General features: G+C 57.7%; 19 protein-coding genes and 1 tRNA gene. 11 read left to right on the top strand and 9 right to left on the bottom strand.

What is annotated here, in order from left to right; genetic code table 11:
• Window positions 1–336: 336 nt before the first annotated feature.
• The 3 genes from IC235_RS19420 to IC235_RS19410 all read right to left on the bottom strand — a co-directional run bounded on the left by IC235_RS19420 (window position 337) and on the right by IC235_RS19410 (window position 2,797).
• Window positions 337–1,035 (bottom strand): DUF2461 domain-containing protein, encoded by a 699-nt coding sequence (locus IC235_RS19420; protein ID WP_191006872.1) that lies wholly within the window; start codon window positions 1,033–1,035, stop codon window positions 337–339.
• A gap of 97 nt (window positions 1,036–1,132) precedes the next feature.
• Window positions 1,133–1,957: an MOSC domain-containing protein gene (locus IC235_RS19415; RefSeq protein WP_191006871.1), complete on the bottom strand. Its 825-nt coding sequence runs from the start codon at window positions 1,955–1,957 to the stop codon at window positions 1,133–1,135.
• Between the two features lie 114 nt (window positions 1,958–2,071).
• Entirely contained in the window at window positions 2,072–2,797 is a 726-nt protein-coding gene (locus IC235_RS19410) for a hypothetical protein (protein WP_191006870.1), read from the bottom strand.
• Between the two features lie 117 nt (window positions 2,798–2,914).
• Between IC235_RS19410 and IC235_RS19405 the strand changes: the two genes are divergently transcribed.
• The 3 genes from IC235_RS19405 to IC235_RS22275 all read left to right on the top strand — a co-directional run bounded on the left by IC235_RS19405 (window position 2,915) and on the right by IC235_RS22275 (window position 4,003).
• Window positions 2,915–2,990: transfer RNA gene (locus IC235_RS19405), tRNA-Lys, on the top strand.
• A 110-nt stretch (window positions 2,991–3,100) separates the two neighbouring features.
• Window positions 3,101–3,538, top strand: a complete 438-nt coding sequence (arr, locus tag IC235_RS19400; protein ID WP_191006869.1) for an NAD(+)--rifampin ADP-ribosyltransferase — start codon at window positions 3,101–3,103, stop codon at window positions 3,536–3,538.
• Between the two features lie 240 nt (window positions 3,539–3,778).
• Window positions 3,779–4,003: a hypothetical protein gene (locus IC235_RS22275; protein WP_223847422.1), complete on the top strand. Its 225-nt coding sequence runs from the start codon at window positions 3,779–3,781 to the stop codon at window positions 4,001–4,003.
• Between the two features lie 65 nt (window positions 4,004–4,068).
• Here the strand turns inward: IC235_RS22275 and IC235_RS19395 are convergent, their stop codons facing one another.
• Window positions 4,069–4,311, bottom strand: coding sequence for a hypothetical protein (locus IC235_RS19395; protein WP_191006868.1), 243 nt, complete (start codon window positions 4,309–4,311; stop codon window positions 4,069–4,071).
• A gap of 907 nt (window positions 4,312–5,218) precedes the next feature.
• On the opposite strand from IC235_RS19395, the gene IC235_RS19390 reads away from it, so the two are divergent.
• From IC235_RS19390 to IC235_RS19365, 6 genes are all read left to right on the top strand, one after another.
• Entirely contained in the window at window positions 5,219–5,569 is a 351-nt protein-coding gene (locus tag IC235_RS19390) for a hypothetical protein (protein ID WP_191006867.1), read from the top strand.
• A gap of 33 nt (window positions 5,570–5,602) precedes the next feature.
• Window positions 5,603–6,124: a hypothetical protein gene (locus IC235_RS19385; protein ID WP_191006866.1), complete on the top strand. Its 522-nt coding sequence runs from the start codon at window positions 5,603–5,605 to the stop codon at window positions 6,122–6,124.
• Window positions 6,125–6,324: 200 nt separating this feature from the next.
• Window positions 6,325–6,750: a hypothetical protein gene (locus IC235_RS19380; protein WP_191006865.1), complete on the top strand. Its 426-nt coding sequence runs from the start codon at window positions 6,325–6,327 to the stop codon at window positions 6,748–6,750.
• Between the two features lie 542 nt (window positions 6,751–7,292).
• Complete coding sequence (locus IC235_RS19375; RefSeq protein WP_191006864.1) at window positions 7,293–7,736, top strand: tellurite resistance TerB family protein; 444 nt, start codon at window positions 7,293–7,295, stop codon at window positions 7,734–7,736.
• A gap of 4 nt (window positions 7,737–7,740) precedes the next feature.
• The gene (locus IC235_RS19370) at window positions 7,741–8,193 is read left to right on the top strand and encodes an NINE protein (RefSeq protein ID WP_223847425.1); all 453 of its coding nucleotides are present in this window, start codon (window positions 7,741–7,743) and stop codon (window positions 8,191–8,193) included.
• Window positions 8,194–8,200: 7 nt separating this feature from the next.
• Complete coding sequence (locus tag IC235_RS19365) at window positions 8,201–9,616, top strand: DUF4041 domain-containing protein (RefSeq protein WP_191006862.1); 1,416 nt, start codon at window positions 8,201–8,203, stop codon at window positions 9,614–9,616.
• 246 nt (window positions 9,617–9,862) lie between these two features.
• Here the strand turns inward: IC235_RS19365 and IC235_RS19360 are convergent, their stop codons facing one another.
• The 5 genes from IC235_RS19360 to IC235_RS19340 form a co-directional block, all read right to left on the bottom strand.
• Window positions 9,863–10,807 carry an N-acetylornithine carbamoyltransferase gene (locus tag IC235_RS19360; RefSeq protein ID WP_191006861.1) on the bottom strand — a complete coding sequence of 315 codons (945 nt, stop codon included), beginning with the start codon at window positions 10,805–10,807 and terminating at the stop codon, window positions 9,863–9,865.
• A 272-nt stretch (window positions 10,808–11,079) separates the two neighbouring features.
• Window positions 11,080–12,339, bottom strand: coding sequence for an aspartate aminotransferase family protein (locus IC235_RS19355; protein ID WP_191006860.1), 1,260 nt, complete (start codon window positions 12,337–12,339; stop codon window positions 11,080–11,082).
• A 67-nt stretch (window positions 12,340–12,406) separates the two neighbouring features.
• Window positions 12,407–13,387 carry an N-acetyl-gamma-glutamyl-phosphate reductase gene (argC, locus tag IC235_RS19350; RefSeq protein ID WP_191006859.1) on the bottom strand — a complete coding sequence of 327 codons (981 nt, stop codon included), beginning with the start codon at window positions 13,385–13,387 and terminating at the stop codon, window positions 12,407–12,409.
• A complete protein-coding gene (gene argG, locus IC235_RS19345) occupies window positions 13,377–14,567 on the bottom strand; it encodes an argininosuccinate synthase (RefSeq protein ID WP_191006858.1) in 1,191 nt (396 codons plus the stop codon). The genes argC and argG overlap by 11 nt, the downstream gene beginning before the upstream one ends.
• Window positions 14,564–15,166 (bottom strand): GNAT family N-acetyltransferase, encoded by a 603-nt coding sequence (locus IC235_RS19340; RefSeq protein ID WP_191006857.1) that lies wholly within the window; start codon window positions 15,164–15,166, stop codon window positions 14,564–14,566. Before IC235_RS19340 ends, argG begins: the two co-directional genes overlap by 4 nt.
• 410 nt (window positions 15,167–15,576) lie before the next feature.
• Between IC235_RS19340 and argB the strand changes: the two genes are divergently transcribed.
• Both argB and IC235_RS19330 read left to right on the top strand, forming a co-directional pair.
• On the top strand, window positions 15,577–16,359 hold the full coding sequence (argB, locus tag IC235_RS19335) for an acetylglutamate kinase (protein WP_191006856.1): 783 nt from the start codon (window positions 15,577–15,579) through the stop codon (window positions 16,357–16,359).
• Complete coding sequence (locus tag IC235_RS19330; protein WP_191006855.1) at window positions 16,347–17,435, top strand: M20 family metallo-hydrolase; 1,089 nt, start codon at window positions 16,347–16,349, stop codon at window positions 17,433–17,435. Before argB ends, IC235_RS19330 begins: the two co-directional genes overlap by 13 nt.
• The last annotated feature ends 100 nt before the right edge of the window (window positions 17,436–17,535 follow it).

Genomic DNA, 17,535 nt, shown 5'->3' with positions numbered 1-17,535 from the left:
GTTCTCCAGTCAGGGAGCGGTTTTTTAGGAATTAAAAATTAAAAATGAAGAATTAAAAAATGTGCTGGTCCATTTTTTAATTCTTCATTTTTAATTCTCCTCTCCTACGCGGGAACTGTTCTAAGGCTTTATACTGGCCGGGTGGCTGCCAGTCAGTTTGTTCTTGACGTTAAGCACCCGCATAGCCTAAGTGTTCCGGCTCGTCTGGCAACCTTCGGTTCAGCTCCGCAGCCGCCAGACGAGCCGGATCAGCCTTGTACGTTTAGGCAGAGTTTACCTTTTAAAAGGGCAGCGCAGTATTGTCGGCAGCGTAGGGATGGGCCCACCGATTCACCCCTAAAAATCCAGGTTTTTACCGGCTTCTGGTTCGGGCAGTGCCTCGTTAAGAAAACCTACCAGTGGCCGCGCCGCGGCGATGCCGGCCACAACTTGCGCCACAAAATCTGGTGCCAACACCTCCGAATCGGTGTAGAACCGGCCTACGCCGTAGGTTTTCAGCCGCAGCCAGGGCAGGTCGGGGTCGTTAGCCGAGTACCCGCGGGGCGGCCGGGTGAGCTGCGGCCCCGTGGTGTCGAGGCCCGCCGGAAAATAGCGCAGTAGCGCCGGGGCCTGCCGCCGCTGGTGAAACTCGTCGCTGCTATAGTGAATCTCCTGCCGGATGGCGGCCAGCATGGCCGGGGTGGGGTGGAAGGTGCCGGCTCCCAGCCAGCTGCGTCCCTCCGGCTGAATGGCCAGGAAGTATCCCGCCCGCGGCGCGTGGCGGCCGCCGCGCTTCAGCCCCGCGCCCATGCGCCGCTTGTAGGGCTCGGGGTCGCGTTGGGACCGGTCGTTTTTGTGCAGGCGGAACAACACATCCGCCGGGGTCAGGTCCGCGAGGTCGGGGTCGGTAACGGCCGCCTGGGCCAGCACCCGGCGCACCAGCTCGGTGCAGGCAGCGCGGGCCCGCTGGTAGTCGGGGCGGTGGGCGGCCATCCAGGCCGTGTTGTTGTTGGCCGCCACCTGGGCTAAGAAATGCAACAAAAATTCAAGGTCCATGGAACAGTTCGGGCATGGAACCCGAAAAAGCAGAACGCTCGCCCCGTCGCCAGAGTTGCCGGCTGCGGCAGTAACTCCGGTGGCCAGGCCCCCGGCCCTACTTGCGGCTGAGCACCGTCACGGCATCGCCTACCCGCAGGCGGCCCGAGGGAGCACCCGTCAGGTGTTGGCCAAACAAGGTTCCGTTTTGAGCTTTGCGGTAGGTCGCCAGGGTACGGAGGGGGTCGCCAGCGGGGCTTTTGCGGGCGGTCTGCTGGTCGATGGTCGTGAGCACGCACCGTCCGCAGCCGCGCACCGCACGAAACGGCACGTCTCCAATCTGGAAGTTCTCCCAGGCGTCGTCGTCGTAGGGCTGGCCGCCGCTAAACACCAGGTTGGGCCGGAAACGGTTCATTGGCACGGGCTCCGCCAGCCGGGTATTCAAGTCGGCCAAGGCAGCCTCGCCGATGAGCAGAAAGGGATAGCTATCGGCGAAGCTCACCAACTGATCCTCAGGGTTGAGCTCGGGATCCACGGCGCGGCGCACCATGTCGGACATATACACCAGCCGGCAGGGGTAGCCCAGGGCTTCGGTCAGCCACTCGTCAGCCTCGGGCGCGGCGCGCCACGCCCACGTCAGGTCGTCCCAAATGGTGACGAAGAGGGTCCGCTCGGGCGTGGCCGCGAAGGGAATAAACAGGGGCAGCAACTCAGGGCGCTGGCGGTGGCTAATCAAAAAGCCGTTGTGGGCCGGCGCCACGGTCAGTAAGGCCAGCTCCGGCCGCTGCCGCTGCGTCAGGAAGCGGTTGCGTTCATCTACCAGCAGCCAGCGGCGGTCGTGTCGCAGCCCGCGGGTAGTTACGTCGGCCTCGGTTACGGCATAGCCCCCCAGAGACTTAACAGGATAAAGGTACAGGCCCGTGAGGGTGAGAGAAGCAGACATGCCGCAAAAATACCGTGCTGAAGTGGTTTAGTAGTGGGCCAGAGGGCGGCCCCATCGATACCGGCTAGGCCAGTGGAACGGCGAGCCCTCATCCCGACCGTCCCGACACCTGCTTCAATCCACCACCACTAAATCGGCTTCGCGCACGAAAGCCACCCGCTGCTGCCACTCCACGCGGTACCAGATGTCCTCGCGGCCCAGCACGAGCAGCCGGTCGCCAATGGCGGCAGTGCTCAACCAAGGCGCCCCGGCGCTGGGCCCGGCCATGAGGGCTGCCCCGGCGCGCGCCACCAGTCCGGCGGGCTGGGGTCGCAGGAGGTGCAGGTAGATGCCCAACAGCCCCGTGTACACCCCGAAGCCCAGCCAGGTGCTTCGGGAAGCGCGCCGCCACAGCAGCCAGATGGCGCTTGCCACCGCGATAGCCAGCAGCACCTGCAAGCCAGGGTAGTAGTAGCGCTGAACCTGCACCCGCAGCTCCTGCTGCCAGGTAACGGGGTAGCCCACCAGCCGGTGCTGGGCTGCCAATGCCGCCAGCTGCCGCCAGGTCCGCACGCGGGGCTCGCGGGCCTGTGCCAGGCTCAGGTACAGCAGGGCGGCAGGGTAGTGGCCGAGTTGCTGTTGGGCATACGCCATCTTCAGCAGCAGCTCCGGCGAAGCCCGGCGCTGCTGCCACACCTGTTGTTTGTAGGGCGGCATGGCGGCCGCATACTGGCCCGCCGCGAATAGCGAATCGGCTTGCCGCAGGGCCTGGCTAAGACGGGCCGGAGAATTTAGTGAGGTTTTTTCCTCGGGTAGATTTTCTCCCAATCCCCAGACAGGCAGGAGGATCAGGGCCAGCAAAAGGGCCCTTATAGAGAGTGATGATACTTTTTTTTGGATCAAGGTTGTGTGGTTGGCAGGATAGTCGTACTTTTGTGCCCACAAAAAAGGTAACGCCTTTTGAAGTGACAAGGTACCGATTCTGTAGCTCAGCTGGTAGAGCAGTACACTTTTAATGTACGGGTCCTGGGTTCGAATCCCAGCGGGATCACCAAAAGCCTCTCTGTAACCTGCAGAGAGGCTTTTTTATTTTGTGCACCCAATCCGATGGCTGCTGTTCCCTAACTTGCCATCACGAGCCGCTAACCAGCTTCACAGTATCAGATGGAACGCAACAGCATCGCATTGGGTGGGGTAGACGTTTTAGACCACGGCCCCTTTTACCACGGGACAAGAGCAGATTTGCCGGTGGGGGAGTTGCTGACCGCCGGGTTCCGGTCGAATTACGTCGCCGATGTCCTCATGAACCACATTTACTTTACTGCCTCGGTAGATGGGGCGGGTCTGGCGGCGGCCCTGGCCAAAGGCGATGGACCGGAACGGGTGTACATCGTGGAGCCGACGGGAAGCTTTGAAAACGACCCGAATGTGACCGATAAAAAATTTCCGGGCAACCCGACCCGCTCCTATCGCAGCGCAGCACCCTTGAAAATCGTAGGCGAAGTAACCGATTGGGTCCGCCAAACCCCGGAGCAGCTTCAACAATGGCACGAGAAGCTGGCGAAGCTACAAGCTGATCCGAGCGCGAAAATCATCAATTAATGGGCGTCGAATAGCTCGCCAGATGCCTTCCTGAACATTCAGTGTAGCCCTTAAGCACCGGCTACTCCAGGCAACCTTCTTGCGGCTGCTTCACGGCCCAGCCGCCCGCCACGAGCGAAGAAAGGGGAGTAGCCACCTGAAAAAGCCCCAGTATCACCATCGCTTTTCATATTCGCCCTCATGATTCGCCACCACTACAGCACCGGAGAGAAGTAGCCCTCTATTCAAGGGTGCTACGAAATGTCCCGACCAAAGAAACGCTGGGCCTGGAAACCCAACCACAAACGGCCCTGCCACAAGCAGTATTGGTACGCGCCTACTGACTCCTGGTATTCTCGGCGCCAGTATTGGAGCGAGTACCGCCTGCAGGAAGCTGAAGGGCTCCGGCGGGTGCTGGAAGATCCCGAATCGGACTTTCCATTTCCACTTCACCACCACCACGGCCTGGCCTGGCTTTGGTGGTAAGCAAAAAGCCCCGCCCACCCGCGGGGCTTTTTCCTGTACGAGGGCCAGGGCCTCGTCAGGGCCCGTCAGTGGGTGCGGCTGGCCGGCGGCGACGGGCTCTGCTCACCGAGCGCCTGCCCGACCTTGGTTGGGTTGACGAAGGGGGCGGGGCTCCCAGGAGCCTGCCCGATGGTATCGGCGACAGCCGTCGTGTCGGCCCGCACGGGGTGGTCACCGGTAATGGGCTGGTCGTTCGTGGAAGGCCCGTTGTTGCAGGCCCCAAGCGCGCTGCCCAGGGCGAGCAGCAGGGCGGCATGGAAATGCTTCATAAGTAGTCAGGTATAGGCGCGAAGTTGCGATCTTCAACGGGTACGCCGGTTCAGGGTTCGACTGGGCAGACCCGAAAGAGCCCCGGCATGAGCGGGGCTTTTTCATTATTAAGGTGTGGCTTTATCGAATGCCGTTTTATGGTAGCAATCAGCTGTTCGTCATGTACACACGGTTACATATTTCGCAGACATGCCTAAGAAACTGCAAAGCGCGTACACGTTTTCGGGATATGTTTACAGCGTGTACAGCATCTATTAGCGTGTATAGGGTCTACAGTAAAGTGCAGCAGGTATAGCACCTACAGCATGTATAGCGTCTACAACGTTTACAGGTACAACTACTATGCGGCTCTTACAACGACCCACTCATGCGGGGCGTTGTAAGGGCCGCAATGCACCCAGTTTTGACGATAGCGCATTCGGTTCCGGGCCAACCTGCTCCCCGATGAAAGCCCTCATACGGCCCGTATTGGCCCGTCTCTGCCTGGTAAGCCCAAGCCTCTTTATCTGCGTAAACAAAAACCGCTTTCCTGTAAAAGGCGGTTTTAGGGTTGGGAGCCGCGCTCGGCGTCCCCAACCACAACTCAGGATGATGTAGTCTTTAGCAGCCCAGGAGCGGGCCCGGCCGAAGTAGGGCGTGCCGATGGTGCAACTGCGGAAGTCGACCGCCACAAACCACGAGCATTGTACACCACCTGCCAGGGGCGTTTTCGCTGAGTTATACCACGACCCGCACGACAACCGAATTATCCGATTGCAGGCCTTTAGAACGTGTTGCAGTTGAAGGACTACACCGCCTAAATCCAGCTGCCCTCGGGGCCGAACGAGTAGGAGGAGATGTAGGGCTTCAGTTGCCAATCTGGTTAGTTGCTACGTAGCTTAGCTAAAAACTTGATTACTTTCTGCCATGGCAACGACTAAAAAAGCCCATTACGTGGCCGACGCTACGTTTGCGGATTATGAGCCCGCCGATGCTGAGCACACACTTGAGGACCGGCATCAAGAATACGAAGAAATTTTTAGCCAAGATGAAGAGGCTATTCCCGTGGTGCGGGTACTGGAGCCCGCCAGTACCTTCGCCTACGACCTGGGCCACCGCGTGCAGCCCGAACCCAACGCGCCCGCCCGTTCCGTTATCTGGCGTGGGCAGTTAAAGGAGCGTCTTCCCGAGACGGGCCTCGTGCACCGGGTGAACGTGTACCGCCTCGACGATGGCTTTTGGGATTGCTACCGCGAAGACGAGCTACAGGCGGCCTAGAGTCCTGCTTAAATTAGATGAGAAAAAAGTTAAATGACCCAAGACGACAGCGTTGACCAAGCAATAGCGCGAATCAAGGCAATCGACTGGGAGCTAAAGGATTATCGGGCCGCCTCCCACATTGCTTTGCTTAAGGAGTACCTGAGACGTGCTTCTTTGTGGGCAACAGCTTTAGATTGTGCCGATAAATGGCCCTTCTTTGACGTGGCAGCTCAGATTGATTTCTCGCTACGGCTTGATGAAGCCAAGGTCGAAGCCCTCAAGCGCTATCTGGCACCATTCCCTGTGTCCCGCACCATTAGGCGAATGTGTGAGTGGTTCGTTCATTGGGCTGTAGTGAAAAACAGTCCGCAGGTAACCAAAACAGCTCTTCCAGACCCCTATGAGCCTCTGATTCTCCTGTACGAGCGGGGTGGCGACTTCTATCTCGAGCAGGGCTTTTTCCACTTCCCCGTTGGCTGCTTTCCCAGAGGAACTTGCAGCCAGCATTACAACTTAGTTCCCCATATACTACTGGATGAACAAGTGCTGGATCGGCTCGATAAAGGATGTTGAGGCTTCCTGAGCCTCAAAATAGCGAAGGCTTTGCTCTCCTTGTTCAATATCTGCTGCTGGCTCCTCCAACTCTGATTATGCTCCACCTGAGCACGGGGCTTGTTAGGTCTGCTCCCTATCTTGCCCGGCGATGAGGATCTGATTTACTATTATTCCAAGTTAAGCGTAGCCAATTCCGCGCCCCATTCGTACTCCTGCTGATGATTCCTGCTGCTACGCCTAAACTTTACTTTGAAAACCCGGTCGGCCGCGTGCTCGAGCACCCCGACGGCTATGTTATTTTCCGATACAATCCCGGCAAGCGCAAACTTTCCGAGCTGCAAGCTGTGCTTGCCCACACCCGTAACTTACTCGCGCGCAACCGCTGGAACCGCTTGCTCGGCGACCAGCGCCTCATGGCGCCCTTCACCGACGAAGAGAGCGCTTGGATAGTGGACTACTGGCTCGATAGTTCCCGGCAAGGGCCCAACGGCCTCTACGGCGCGGTCCTCTTGGCCCACGACGTATTTGCCCGTCTATCCAATGCCCAGGTCATGCACGAAGCCAAAGCTTCGGCCCTGACCTACCGCGTCTTCGACACCGAAGAAGCCGCCGTTGCCTGGCTCAAACAACTGCCTCGCTTCTAAGCTTCTAATAGGGGTACGCTACTGACGTAACGCAACACCCCGCTGCCCTCGCTGGATTTCTTAAGAAGAAGCCTCGGCCAGTAGAACAGTCGGGGCTTCTTCTTCACTGGGTTGTTTTACTTTGCTCATGCGCCATTCTTAGCTAACTGCGACTTCGGCACCATCGCTGTCGGGGCTGCCTTAGGCCTCGCATCCGCCACCGCCCGGCGCTCACTTATATGGGGCGTAAGAACGTGAAATTCACGCTAAGAACAAATCGTCCAGGAAAAAGAAGTATCTAGCTATTCATAGCATGATTCTCAGACTTTACTCTTTGGAAAAGAGAAAATGCAGATGAAAAACTCCACTATTAAGGGGCTTTCTTGTAAATCATTCAACCAATAAGATCAAGGCTAGATAGTATCTGTTTATGGAAATGCTTATTTATTTTTTAGAAAGCTTGGTCTCTTGATAGAAGTTGTTTAGGTTACGCCGATTTTGCAAAATCGGCGTTGCTTTTTGGGCTTCATTGTTTCATCCACTTCTAACTTCTACCACAATTTATGGGACTTTTTGACAAAGTATTTAGCAGCAATGCTGTCCAAACTAACCCTTTTACTGACCCACGTGAAGCCTTCTTTGCCGTGCTCTATGCCTGCATGTCAGTTGATGGCAACGTTGCCGACGAGGAAATCAACGCGCTTGTAGTACTGACCCAGCAGAAGGCCTTATTCCGAGGCGTAAACGTCGTGGAGATGTACCGGCGCATTGTGCCGAAGGTCATCGCTCTTGGAGCCCGTAAAGAAATCATCACGCTGGCCGCGCCTCATGTTCCCGCAGACCTGCGTCTGACGCTCTTCGCCAACTGCGTTGATTTTGCGGCCTCTGATGGGGTTGTAGGAGCTGCTGAGCAGGCCATTTTAGAGCAGATAGCGCAAGCACTTGCTCTTAGTGAACAGGAAAGCCAAAATATTCTTGAGGTCATTCTTATTAAAAACAGAGGATAGTCTTATGCGTAACAAAACTACCGCAGCCCTTATGGCATTTTTTCTGGGTGGCTTGGGCGGCCAGTACTTCTATCTAGGCCGCGTCGGTGCGGGCATTGCCTGCGTCCTCTTTTGCTGGACATTCATACCGTGTTTCATTGCCTTCTACCATTTTATTAAGTTTCTCCTCATATCGGATGCTGCTTTCGACCGGCAGTATAACCGCGAACACCTCGCCAGCATGGCCAGCCAGCAATTGGCTGCTCAGCAAGCCACCCCTCGGCAGCCCGCTCTTACACCGGGTCTAGTACAAGGGACTGAGCCGGTGGTGCACACGATGACCCGTTCAGCTGCGTCGCACACCGCACCTGCTAGCTTGAACCTGACTGACGAGCTGGAGCGCTTGTTTAATCTGAAAGAAAAGGGCGCTCTCACGGAAGAAGAGTACTTGGTTCGCAAAGCCAAGTTGCTAGCCTAGTCCTGCCATGATACCTGTATTAATTTTAAGCCTGCTGTGTCTAGTCTTGGCAGCTAGCAGCTATTGGTTCTGGAAGAAGTCTCAACAGAGCGTAGCTGAGTGCGACGCCGCTCGGCAGGAGGGCGAAAAAAACCGACAGCAAATCAGTGCCTTAGAAGACCGTTTTCGTTCCGTGGTAGATGCCGATGCCGAGGCTAAGCGACTTGTCAGCGAGGCAAACGCCGAGCGCAGCCGCATTATCCAAGACTTGACCGATACCAGGGGGCGACTGACGCAGACCATCTCGGACCTTGCCGACCAGCACGAAAGGCAACTAGAGGAACAGCGGGCCTTGCAGAAACAGATTGGAAACTTACAGACAGAGTTTGCCGCTCTTGACGAAGAGGCCAACCTGCAATCCTTTGGCTTCTATAAACCCAAGTTCGACTTCGTTACCTCGGTGGAGTACCAGCAGAAGCTGGAGTATACGCGCACGGCCCAGAAGAACCTTATTATCGCCGGCACCGCTGCTACTTGCAGCATCGAGTGGCAGGTCAACGGTAGTGTAGCCGAGGGCCGCAAGCAGACGGCTCAATACCTAAAACTCATTCTTCGCGCCTTCAATGGGGAATGCGATGCAGCAATTGCACGGGTGAAGTTCAACAACGTGGGGGTGATGGAAACGCGCATTCGGAAGTCGTATGAGGCCATCAACAAAATCAGCAAGCCACAGCACAGCAGCCTTGCCGCGACTTACTTAGACTTACGCCTACGAGAACTTTACCTTATTCACGAGGTGCAAGAAAAGATTCAGCAGGAGAAAGAAATCCAGCGGCAGATTCGGGAGCAGATGCGCGAGGAGGAAATTGCCCAGCGCGAGTTGGAAAAAGCGCGCACCGATGCTGAGAAGGAAGAAAAACGTTATGCAGACGCCCTTCGCAAAGCACAGCAGGATGTGCAGAAAGCTACTGGAGAAGCCCAGCAGAAGCTACTGGCACAAATCGAAGCCTTGGAACTTCAGCTCACCCAAGCTCAGCAGATTAAACAACGCGCTATTTCTCAGGCCCAGCTTACTCGCTCAGGCCATGTGTACGTCATTTCTAACATTGGTTCTTTCGGGGAGGACGTGTATAAAATTGGTATGACACGCCGGCTTGACCCCCTTGACCGAGTGAAAGAGCTTGGCGATGCTTCGGTGCCTTTTCAATTTGATGTGCATGCCATTATCTACTGCGATGATGCTCCTAAGCTGGAAAACACCCTGCACCGCTTGTTCCATCAACGGCGCTTGAACCGTATCAATGAGCGCAAGGAATTCTTTCGGGTCACACTTACGGAAATTGCCGAGGCGGTACGAGCTAATCACGGAGAGATTGAGTTTCTTCATGAAGCTGAAGCGCAGGAGTACCGTAAGACTATGGCCTTGCTTGCAGAAATAGCCTAAGCCATCATTAAAATCAGCATTTGTAGAAGCTTGTATAATGAAATAGCCTCAGTATCACTGGGGCTATTTTGTGCTAGCGGGTCATAACCAACCATTGTAGTCCCCTAACCAAGTGCTCATCGCCGCTGCTCAGTTCTGAGGCGTTAAACGTCTGCCAATGCAGGGTGTTTCCTCTCATCTAAGAGTGGTCACCGTTTGATTCCCGGTATCGACTGCGATAAAGATAATGCGTGGATCACCGGCTAGCTACTTCAGCAGCTCGTGCAGCACGGTTTGCATAGAGAACACGCGGTTGGCCGCTTCCTGAATAACCAGCGAGTTGGGCGAGTCGAGCACGGCATCGGAGACTTCCACGTTACGGCGCACGGGCAGGCAATGCAGAAATTGGGCATCGTTGGTGCCCGCCAGGTGCGCGGGCGTGAGCATCCACGAAGGGTCGTTTTGCAGCACCTGGCCGTAGTGGCGGTAGCTGCTCCAGTTTTTGGCTTGCACGAAGTCGGCGCCTTCGAGGGCCTGGTGCTGGTCGTACTCAACGCGGGCGCCCTTGGTGAACTTCTCGTCCAGCTCGTAGCCGGCTGGGTGGGTGATGACGAAGTCGACCCAGTCGACTTCCGAGAACCAGTCGGCGAAGGAGTTGGGCACGCACTGGGGCAGGGCGCGCACGTGCGGGGCCCAGGTGAGCACCACTTTCACCCGCTCCTTTTTCCTGGCTTCGGCCACGGTAATTAGGTCGGCGAACGACTGCAAAGGGTGCAGGGTAGCGCTTTCCAGGCTGATGACGGGCACGGTGGCGTACTGCAAAATCTTGTTGAAAACGACTTCCTCGTAGTCCTCGGCTTTGTTCTGGAGCGTCGGAAACGTGCGCACGCCCAACACGTCGCAGTACTGGCTCATCACGGCAATGGCCTCCTTGATGTGCTCCTGGGTGCCGCCGTTCATCACCGCGCCATCGGCCATTTCCAGGGTCCAGGCGTCGGCACCGGCGTTGAGCACCCAGGCTTGCGCGCCCAGGTTGTAGGCCGCTTTGATGGAGCTCAGACGGGTGCGCAGGCTGGGGTTAAAGAAAATCAGTCCGACGGTTTTATTCTTACCAATGTGCTGGTAGCCGTAAGGATTGGCTTTGATTGCCAGCGCTTGCTGGAGCAAGGCTTTGTAGTCGCCGACATCGGCGAAGGAGGTGAAGTTTTTCATGGCATAACGCAAGCTCTGTAGTTCGCCCCGGCGCCGTTACAAACAAGTGCAACGACTACTGTTCAGCGACCCGAGCTGCAAAGGTCGCGCTACAATGAGTTATGGCCACTATCAGAAAATAGGAGAGAAGGCACCTTAGCTGCCGCTGACCTTCGGTTACGACTGCTTATTACCCAGTTTGGGGTCGCTACGGCCCCAAACATTTGCGGAACCAGCCACTCCAGAAACTCATTTCCAGCACTCTGGGTATGAGTTGGTGAAGCGTAGGCAGCCTAACCGCAGCAGCCGTCGCTTGGGAGGCCAGTGCTGCGCCCTCTTTGAAGGCTTCGCGCCTCAAGCGAACAGGGGTCTAGGAGGTGTTTTAGAACTAGTTCCCCCTCTCCCCCGGAGAGGGGGCTAGGGGGTGAGGCAACCCTCAGCGCATACAGGGCCTGCAAAAACCGGTCAACTTCCGCCCGGGTGATGTTCAGCGGCGGCAGCAGCCGGAGCACGGTAGGGTCGGAGGCATTGCCCACGAAAATGTGGTGCTCGCTCAGCAGCCGGTCGCGCAGGTCTTTGATGGGGAAGCCATACTTGATGCCGACCATCAGCCCCCGGCCGCGGATTTCTTCGGCCCCGGCCTGAGCTTCCAGTTCGGTGCGCAGGTAGTGGCCTAGCTCGGTGGCGTGGGCTAGCAAGTCTTCGTTCTCAATAACTTCCAGTACGGCCAGGGCCGCTGCGCAGGCCAAGTGGTTGCCGCCAAACGTGGTGCCCAGTAGGCCATAAGAAGCCTGCAAAGCCGGCGCAATCAGAATGCCGCCAATGGGAAAGCCGTTGCCCATGCCTTTGGCTACCGAAATGATGTCGGGCCGAATAGCCGCGTGCTGATGCGCGAAAAACTTGCCGCTGCGACCGTAGCCGCTTTGCACCTCATCGGCAATCAGCAAAACCTCATGCGCCCCGCACAGCCGGGATAGGCCCACCAGAAAATCATCGGAAGGCCTGAGGATGCCGCCCACGCCTTGAATGGGCTCCACGATAACGGCACACACGTCGCCACCCCGCAGAATTTCAGCTACGGCCTGCAAGTCGTAGTCGACGAAGGAGATGGCGTGGCCGGCGTTGAAGGGGGCCACGATTTTGGGGTTGTCGGTGGCCGCCACCGCACCGGACGTGCGGCCGTGAAAAGCGCCTTTGAACGCCACCACTCGGGTTTTGCCAGTGTGAAAGGACGCCAGCTTCAACGCATTCTCGTTCGCTTCGGCGCCCGAGTTGCACAGAAACAGCGTGTAATCCTCGTAGCCCGCGACCCGGCCCAGCTTGTGCGCCAGCTCCTGCTGAATCGGAATTTGCACCGAGTTGGAGTAGAAGCCGATATTTTGCAGCTGCTCGGTAAGGCGCCGGACGTAGTGTGGGTGGCTGTGGCCGATGGAAATCACCGCGTGCCCGCCGTAAAAATCCAGGTACTCCCGGCCCTGTTCGTCCCACAGCTTGGCGCCCCGGGCCCGGACCGGCGTGATATCGACGAGCGGATAAACGTTGAAAAGCTCCATAGTTAGATTATGTATTTAGCACATCCCGCCGATAGAACGCCATGCTTCGGCCAGCTCAGCATGAAAGTCAAAAAAGCGCTGATTTAAGGTGAAGGCCGGTTGTTTCCGGCAGGCCAAAAAGCAGGTTCATATTCTGAACCGCCTGCCCGGAAGCCCCCTTCACCAGATTATCAATAGCCGAGGTGATGAGTAGCTGCCGACCTATTTTCTGCACGTGCAGCAGGCATTTGTTGGTATTCACTACCTGCTTGAGGTGAATTTCCCGGTCGGCTACCGTCGTGAACGGCGCGTCGGCGTAGAACTGCTGAAACAGTTGCCGCGCCTCGTCCTGGCTCAGGTCCGAAGGGGTGTAGACGCTGGCGAAAATGCCCCGCGAGAAATTGCCGCGGTAGGGAATGAAGTGAATGGCCGTTGCCAAGGGCGTTTGCAGCTGGGTCAGGCTTTCGCCGATTTCGCCGAGGTGCTGGTGCGTGAAGGGCTTGTAGACCGACACGTTATTGGTCCGCCAGGAGAAATGCACCGTCTCCGATAAGCCCTGGCCCGCGCCGGTAGAGCCCGTGATGGCCGATACGTGCACGTCGTCAGCGAGCTTCGCCGCGGCGGCCAGGGGAAGCAGCGCCAGCTGAATAGCCGTGGCAAAACACCCGGGATTGGCAATATCCCGAGCCTGCTGAATGCGGCCCTTGTTCAGCTCCGGCAGCCCGTACACAAACTCCCGGCCGGCAAATTCCCCGTCCGCCTTCAGGCGGAAATCGTTGCTCAGGTCGATGACGCGCGCAGTGGCGGGCAGGTTGTTGCCCTGCAAAAAAGCCTTGGAGTTGCCGTGCCCTAGGCACAGAAATACCACGTCCTCGTCGCCGGCCAGCTCGGAGGCAAACAGCAGGCTGGTTTCGCCCACCAGGTCGTCGTGCACCTGGGCCACTGACTCGCCCGCGTGAGAAGAGCTGACGATGGCACCCAGCGCCGCATACTCGTGGTGAAGCAGCAGGCGGATAAGCTCGCCCGCCGTGTAGCCGGCCCCGCCTACGATGCCGACCTTAATTCTCATCGTGAAGGCTATTGCTGATCTTCAGCTGATTGCCGAAAATCTTGATAAAACCTTTGGCGTCACGGGCATCCCAGGCGTTGTTTTCCTCGCCGTAGGTTGCCACTTTCGACTGCATCATGTCGTACTTCGACTCCATGCCCAGCAGCTCGAACTGGTAGGGCTTCAGCTCCACGAATACTTTGCCCGACGCGCGGCTTTGCGACGAGGTCAGGAACGCTTCCATGTCGCGCATCACCGGGTCGAGGTACTGGGCCTCGTGCAGCAGCGTGCCGTACCAGTTGGCGATGTAGTCCTTGTGCAGCAGTTGCCAGCGCGTGCTGGTGTGCTTCTCCAGCAGGTGGTGCGCCTTGATGAGGATAAGGGGCGCCGGCGCCTCAAACCCTACCCGACCCTTGATGCCCAGAATGGTGTCGCCCACGTGGGTGTCGCGGCCAATGGCGTAGGCCGAGCCCAGCTCGTTCAGCCGCTGAATCAGCCGCACGGGCGCCAACTTCTCGCCGTTCAGCGCGACGGGCTCGCCCTTTTCGAAGGTGATTTCTACGCGCGTCGGCTCGGTGCGCTGCAGTTGCGATGGGTAAGCACTTTCCGGCAAAGCCTGGTGCGAAGTCAACGTTTCTACGCCGCCCACGCTGGTGCCCCAAATGCCCTTATTGATGGAATAGCGGGCCTTCTCCCAGCTCATGGCAAACCCCTGCTGCTGCAGGTAGTCGATTTCCGCCTGGCGCGACAGCTTCAGGTCGCGGATGGGCGTGAGAATCTCCGTGTTGGGCGCGATAACCGCGAAGGCCACGTCGAAACGGACCTGGTCGTTGCCGGCCCCGGTGCTGCCATGAGCGATGTAGTCGGCCCCGTTGGCCCGCGCGTATTCGGCAATAGCCAGCGACTGAAACATGCGCTCGGCACTCACCGACAGCGGGTAGGTGTCGTTCTTCAGCACGTTGCCAAACAGCAGGTAGCGCAGGCAGTCGCAGTAAAAGCGGTCCGTCACGTCAATGACCTCGTGCTTCGCCGAGCCCAACTCGTAGGCGCGCTTTTCGATGGCCGCCAACTCGTCCGCCGAGAACCCGCCGGAGTCGACAATAACTGTGTGCACTTCCAGGTTCAGCTCGCGCGATAAATAAACCGCGCAAAACGACGTGTCGAGGCCGCCGCTGTAGGCGAGGATGGCTTTTTTCTTCATGATGCAGAATCGGGAGAAACGAGTTGGGGGTCGTGAGTGCCGGCCGAAAAGTCCGGCACCTGGAGCTGCACGAGCGGGGCGCTGCCGTCGAACAGCATGCCCGTGCACAGACACATTCGGCGCTCGTTTTCCGTCAGGATGCCGTAGTTCTTGCAGCTCTTGCAGCCTTTCCAAAAATCTTCGCTGCTGGTCAATTCCGAGAACGTGACCGGCTTATACCCCAGCTCCGTGTTGATTTTCATGACCGCCAGGCTGGTGGTGATGCCGAAAATCTTGGCATTCGGGTATTTCGACCGTGAAAGCTCGAACACGGCCTGCTTGATGGCCCGGCCTACGCCGTGCTTGCGGATTTCGGCGTTTACTACCAGTCCCGAGTTGACGACAAAGGTCTTGTCGTCGAACGTCTCGATGTAGCAAAACCCCGCTAGCTGGTCATCGACGAACGCAATGACGCTGTCGCCGCTGGCCATCTTGTGGGCCACGTAAGCCGGTTCGCGCTTGGCGATGCCCGTGCCCCGTTGTTTGGCCGAGTCAATGTACCATTGACATAATTGGTCAGCGTACTGCGCGTCCGCTGTCGTTGCAACCCGAATAGTCATTGTTAGTTAGAAACTTAGGGATAGATGCGCGGCTGCCCGGACGCCCGCTTGCGGCGTGTCAGCTAAAGCCCAAAATCTGTCGGTAAGCGCTGAGCGGATACTAACCCGGCTCAAAGGGGCTGGCCAAGGGGCCAACGGGCGGCTGTCGAAGCCGCTAGGGTCGTCGCACCAGGGGGCAGGCGGTTGCGCGCCGGCTAGCTGCTCCCAACCAGGAGGTGGGTGCGAGCGAAGCAGACAGGTAAACCGGGTGGTCCATAGTGGAGGTTTTGACTTGGCCGCTTTAACGAGTGGCCGAACCAGGAGGTTCCATTCAGCCGCAAATGTAAAAGCCCCTACTTTTGTTCGCAACAAATCCCCCGTTTATTTTAAAGCCAGCCCGGACTCCGCACGCGCGCCGGCCGAAAGTACCTATGAAGCCTCGGTTGAAAATAGTTAAAATCGGCGGCGGAATAATTGACCACGAGCCGGCCTTGCGGGAGTTCCTGCGGCTGTTTGCTGAAATAGCCGGGCTGAAAATCCTGGTGCACGGCGGCGGCAAAGGGGCCAGTGAAATGCTGGCGGCGCTGGGGCAGGTTCCGCACCTCGTCAACGGCCGGCGCATCACCGATGCGGCCACCCTGGAGGTGGTCACCATGTTTTACGCCGGTAAAATCAACAAGCAAGTAGTGGCGGGCCTGCAAAAGGCGGGCGTCAATGCCCTGGGTCTCAGCGGGGCCGATGCCAACGTGATTCAGGCCCTGAAGCGCCCCGTACAGGAGGTAGACTACGGTTTTGTGGGCGACCTCAACGAGTCGAGTGTCAACGCCGACATCATTCACCAGTTTCTGCAGCTCGGACTTACGCCCGTATTCTGCCCAATCAATCACGACGGCCGGGGGCAGCTGCTCAACACCAACGCCGATACCGTCGCGGCTTCGGTGGCCAAGGCCTTGAGCCGGCAGTACGCCGTGGAGCTACATTTTTGCTTTGAGAAAAAAGGAGTTTTGGCGGATGTCAACAACGATGAGTCGGTCATTAAAAAAATAACACCCGCTGAGTACATCGAATTAAAACAGCGCGGAGTCATTGCCAATGGCATGCTGCCAAAGCTGGAAAATGCCTTTGAGGCGCTGCGCTACGGCGTCGAAAAAGTAATTATAGAGCATGCGCTGCACATCGGGGAAGCCCTGAAAACCGAGCTATGCCTGAGTTAGTCGACCTGCTTAGCGAGGCAGCCGTAGCCTTATTGACCCAGCTAATCCAAACCCCTTCCATTTCACGGGAAGAAGCGGGGACGGCCACCCTGATTCACGAATTTTTGGCGGCCCACGGAGTAACTGCGCAGCGCAAGCACCATAATGTGTGGGCCATTGCGCCGCATTTCGACGCCGCCAAGCCCACCCTGCTGCTCAACTCGCACCACGATACGGTAAGGCCGGGCGCCGGCTGGAATCATTCACCTTTCGAGGCGGTCCGGGAAGGCGATAAATTAATCGGCTTGGGCAGTAATGATGCCGGGGCTTCGGTCGTGAGCTTGCTGGCGACGTTTCTGTACTTCTGCGCCAAGGATAAGGCCTTTAATGTAATTTGCGCGATTACGGCCGAGGAAGAAGTTTCAGGCGCCCAAGGGATCAGGAGCGTACTGCCGGAGCTGGGCCGGATTGACGTGGGAATTGTCGGTGAGCCCACGGGCATGAATCTGGCCATTGCCGAGAAAGGACTGATTGTACTGGATGCAACCGCCCACGGCCGCACCGGGCACGCGGCCCGCGATGAGGGAGATAATGCCCTTTACAAAGCCCTGGACGACATTCAGTGGCTGCGGCACCATCAGTTTCCGCGGGTCTCGCCGCTACTGGGGCCGGTGAAAATCAGCGTAACGCAGATAACGGCCGGCCAGCAGCACAACGTAGTGCCCGACCGCTGCCAGTTCGTGGTGGACGTGCGCCCCAATGAGCTGTACCAAAACCAGGAAATCGTCGATATTATCCGGGCCCACGTGCAGTCGGAAATAGTGCCGCGCTCCCTGCATCTCAATTCTTCCTGCATCAGCGAAACGCACCCGCTGGTGCGCCGAGGAATAGCCATGGGCAAGCAGGTTTACGGCTCGCCCACGCTATCCGACCAGGCAATGATGCCTTTCACAACGTTGAAGATGGGGCCGGGGGAGAGTGCTCGCTCGCACACCCCCAACGAGTACGTGCTGGTGAGCGAGATACACGCGGGAATCCGTGACTACATCACCCTGCTCACCGATTTTGAGATGCCAGATTTCGCGCCCCGGAAATAAGGCCGCTCCATAGTTATGAACAGTACTACGGATGCTTCGCCGGGTTCAGCCCCCGCAGATACGAGTTCATCACTGAGCCGCAGCTGTAGCAGTCCATTTC

Source organism: Hymenobacter montanus (assembly GCF_014699115.1).
GTDB classification, from domain to species: Bacteria; Bacteroidota; Bacteroidia; order Cytophagales; family Hymenobacteraceae; genus Hymenobacter; species Hymenobacter montanus.
Note: the sequence above shows the minus strand (reverse complement) of the source record. Positions and strands in the feature narration are given on the sequence as shown.

Excerpts from the sequence above, each read along its gene's own strand:
- IC235_RS19330 (WP_191006855.1), top strand. The coding sequence starts at position 16,347 with ATGCCTGAGTTAGTCGACCTGCTTAGCGAGGCAGCCGTAGCCTTATTG.
- IC235_RS19370 (WP_223847425.1), top strand. The coding sequence starts at position 7,741 with ATGCGTAACAAAACTACCGCAGCCCTTATGGCATTTTTTCTGGGTGGC.
- argC (WP_191006859.1), bottom strand. The coding sequence starts at position 13,387 with ATGAGAATTAAGGTCGGCATCGTAGGCGGGGCCGGCTACACGGCGGGC.
- IC235_RS19415 (WP_191006871.1), bottom strand. The coding sequence starts at position 1,957 with ATGTCTGCTTCTCTCACCCTCACGGGCCTGTACCTTTATCCTGTTAAG.
- IC235_RS19355 (WP_191006860.1), bottom strand. The coding sequence starts at position 12,339 with ATGGAGCTTTTCAACGTTTATCCGCTCGTCGATATCACGCCGGTCCGG.
- IC235_RS19365 (WP_191006862.1), top strand. The coding sequence starts at position 8,201 with ATGATACCTGTATTAATTTTAAGCCTGCTGTGTCTAGTCTTGGCAGCT.
- IC235_RS19340 (WP_191006857.1), bottom strand. The coding sequence starts at position 15,166 with ATGACTATTCGGGTTGCAACGACAGCGGACGCGCAGTACGCTGACCAA.
- IC235_RS19380 (WP_191006865.1), top strand. The coding sequence starts at position 6,325 with ATGATTCCTGCTGCTACGCCTAAACTTTACTTTGAAAACCCGGTCGGC.
- IC235_RS19420 (WP_191006872.1), bottom strand. The coding sequence starts at position 1,035 with ATGGACCTTGAATTTTTGTTGCATTTCTTAGCCCAGGTGGCGGCCAAC.
- IC235_RS19360 (WP_191006861.1), bottom strand. The coding sequence starts at position 10,807 with ATGAAAAACTTCACCTCCTTCGCCGATGTCGGCGACTACAAAGCCTTG.
- arr (WP_191006869.1), top strand. The coding sequence starts at position 3,101 with ATGGAACGCAACAGCATCGCATTGGGTGGGGTAGACGTTTTAGACCAC.
- IC235_RS19390 (WP_191006867.1), top strand. The coding sequence starts at position 5,219 with ATGGCAACGACTAAAAAAGCCCATTACGTGGCCGACGCTACGTTTGCG.
- argG (WP_191006858.1), bottom strand. The coding sequence starts at position 14,567 with ATGAAGAAAAAAGCCATCCTCGCCTACAGCGGCGGCCTCGACACGTCG.
- IC235_RS19395 (WP_191006868.1), bottom strand. The coding sequence starts at position 4,311 with ATGAAGCATTTCCATGCCGCCCTGCTGCTCGCCCTGGGCAGCGCGCTT.
- IC235_RS19375 (WP_191006864.1), top strand. The coding sequence starts at position 7,293 with ATGGGACTTTTTGACAAAGTATTTAGCAGCAATGCTGTCCAAACTAAC.
- IC235_RS22275 (WP_223847422.1), top strand. The coding sequence starts at position 3,779 with ATGTCCCGACCAAAGAAACGCTGGGCCTGGAAACCCAACCACAAACGG.
- argB (WP_191006856.1), top strand. The coding sequence starts at position 15,577 with ATGAAGCCTCGGTTGAAAATAGTTAAAATCGGCGGCGGAATAATTGAC.
- IC235_RS19385 (WP_191006866.1), top strand. The coding sequence starts at position 5,603 with ATGACCCAAGACGACAGCGTTGACCAAGCAATAGCGCGAATCAAGGCA.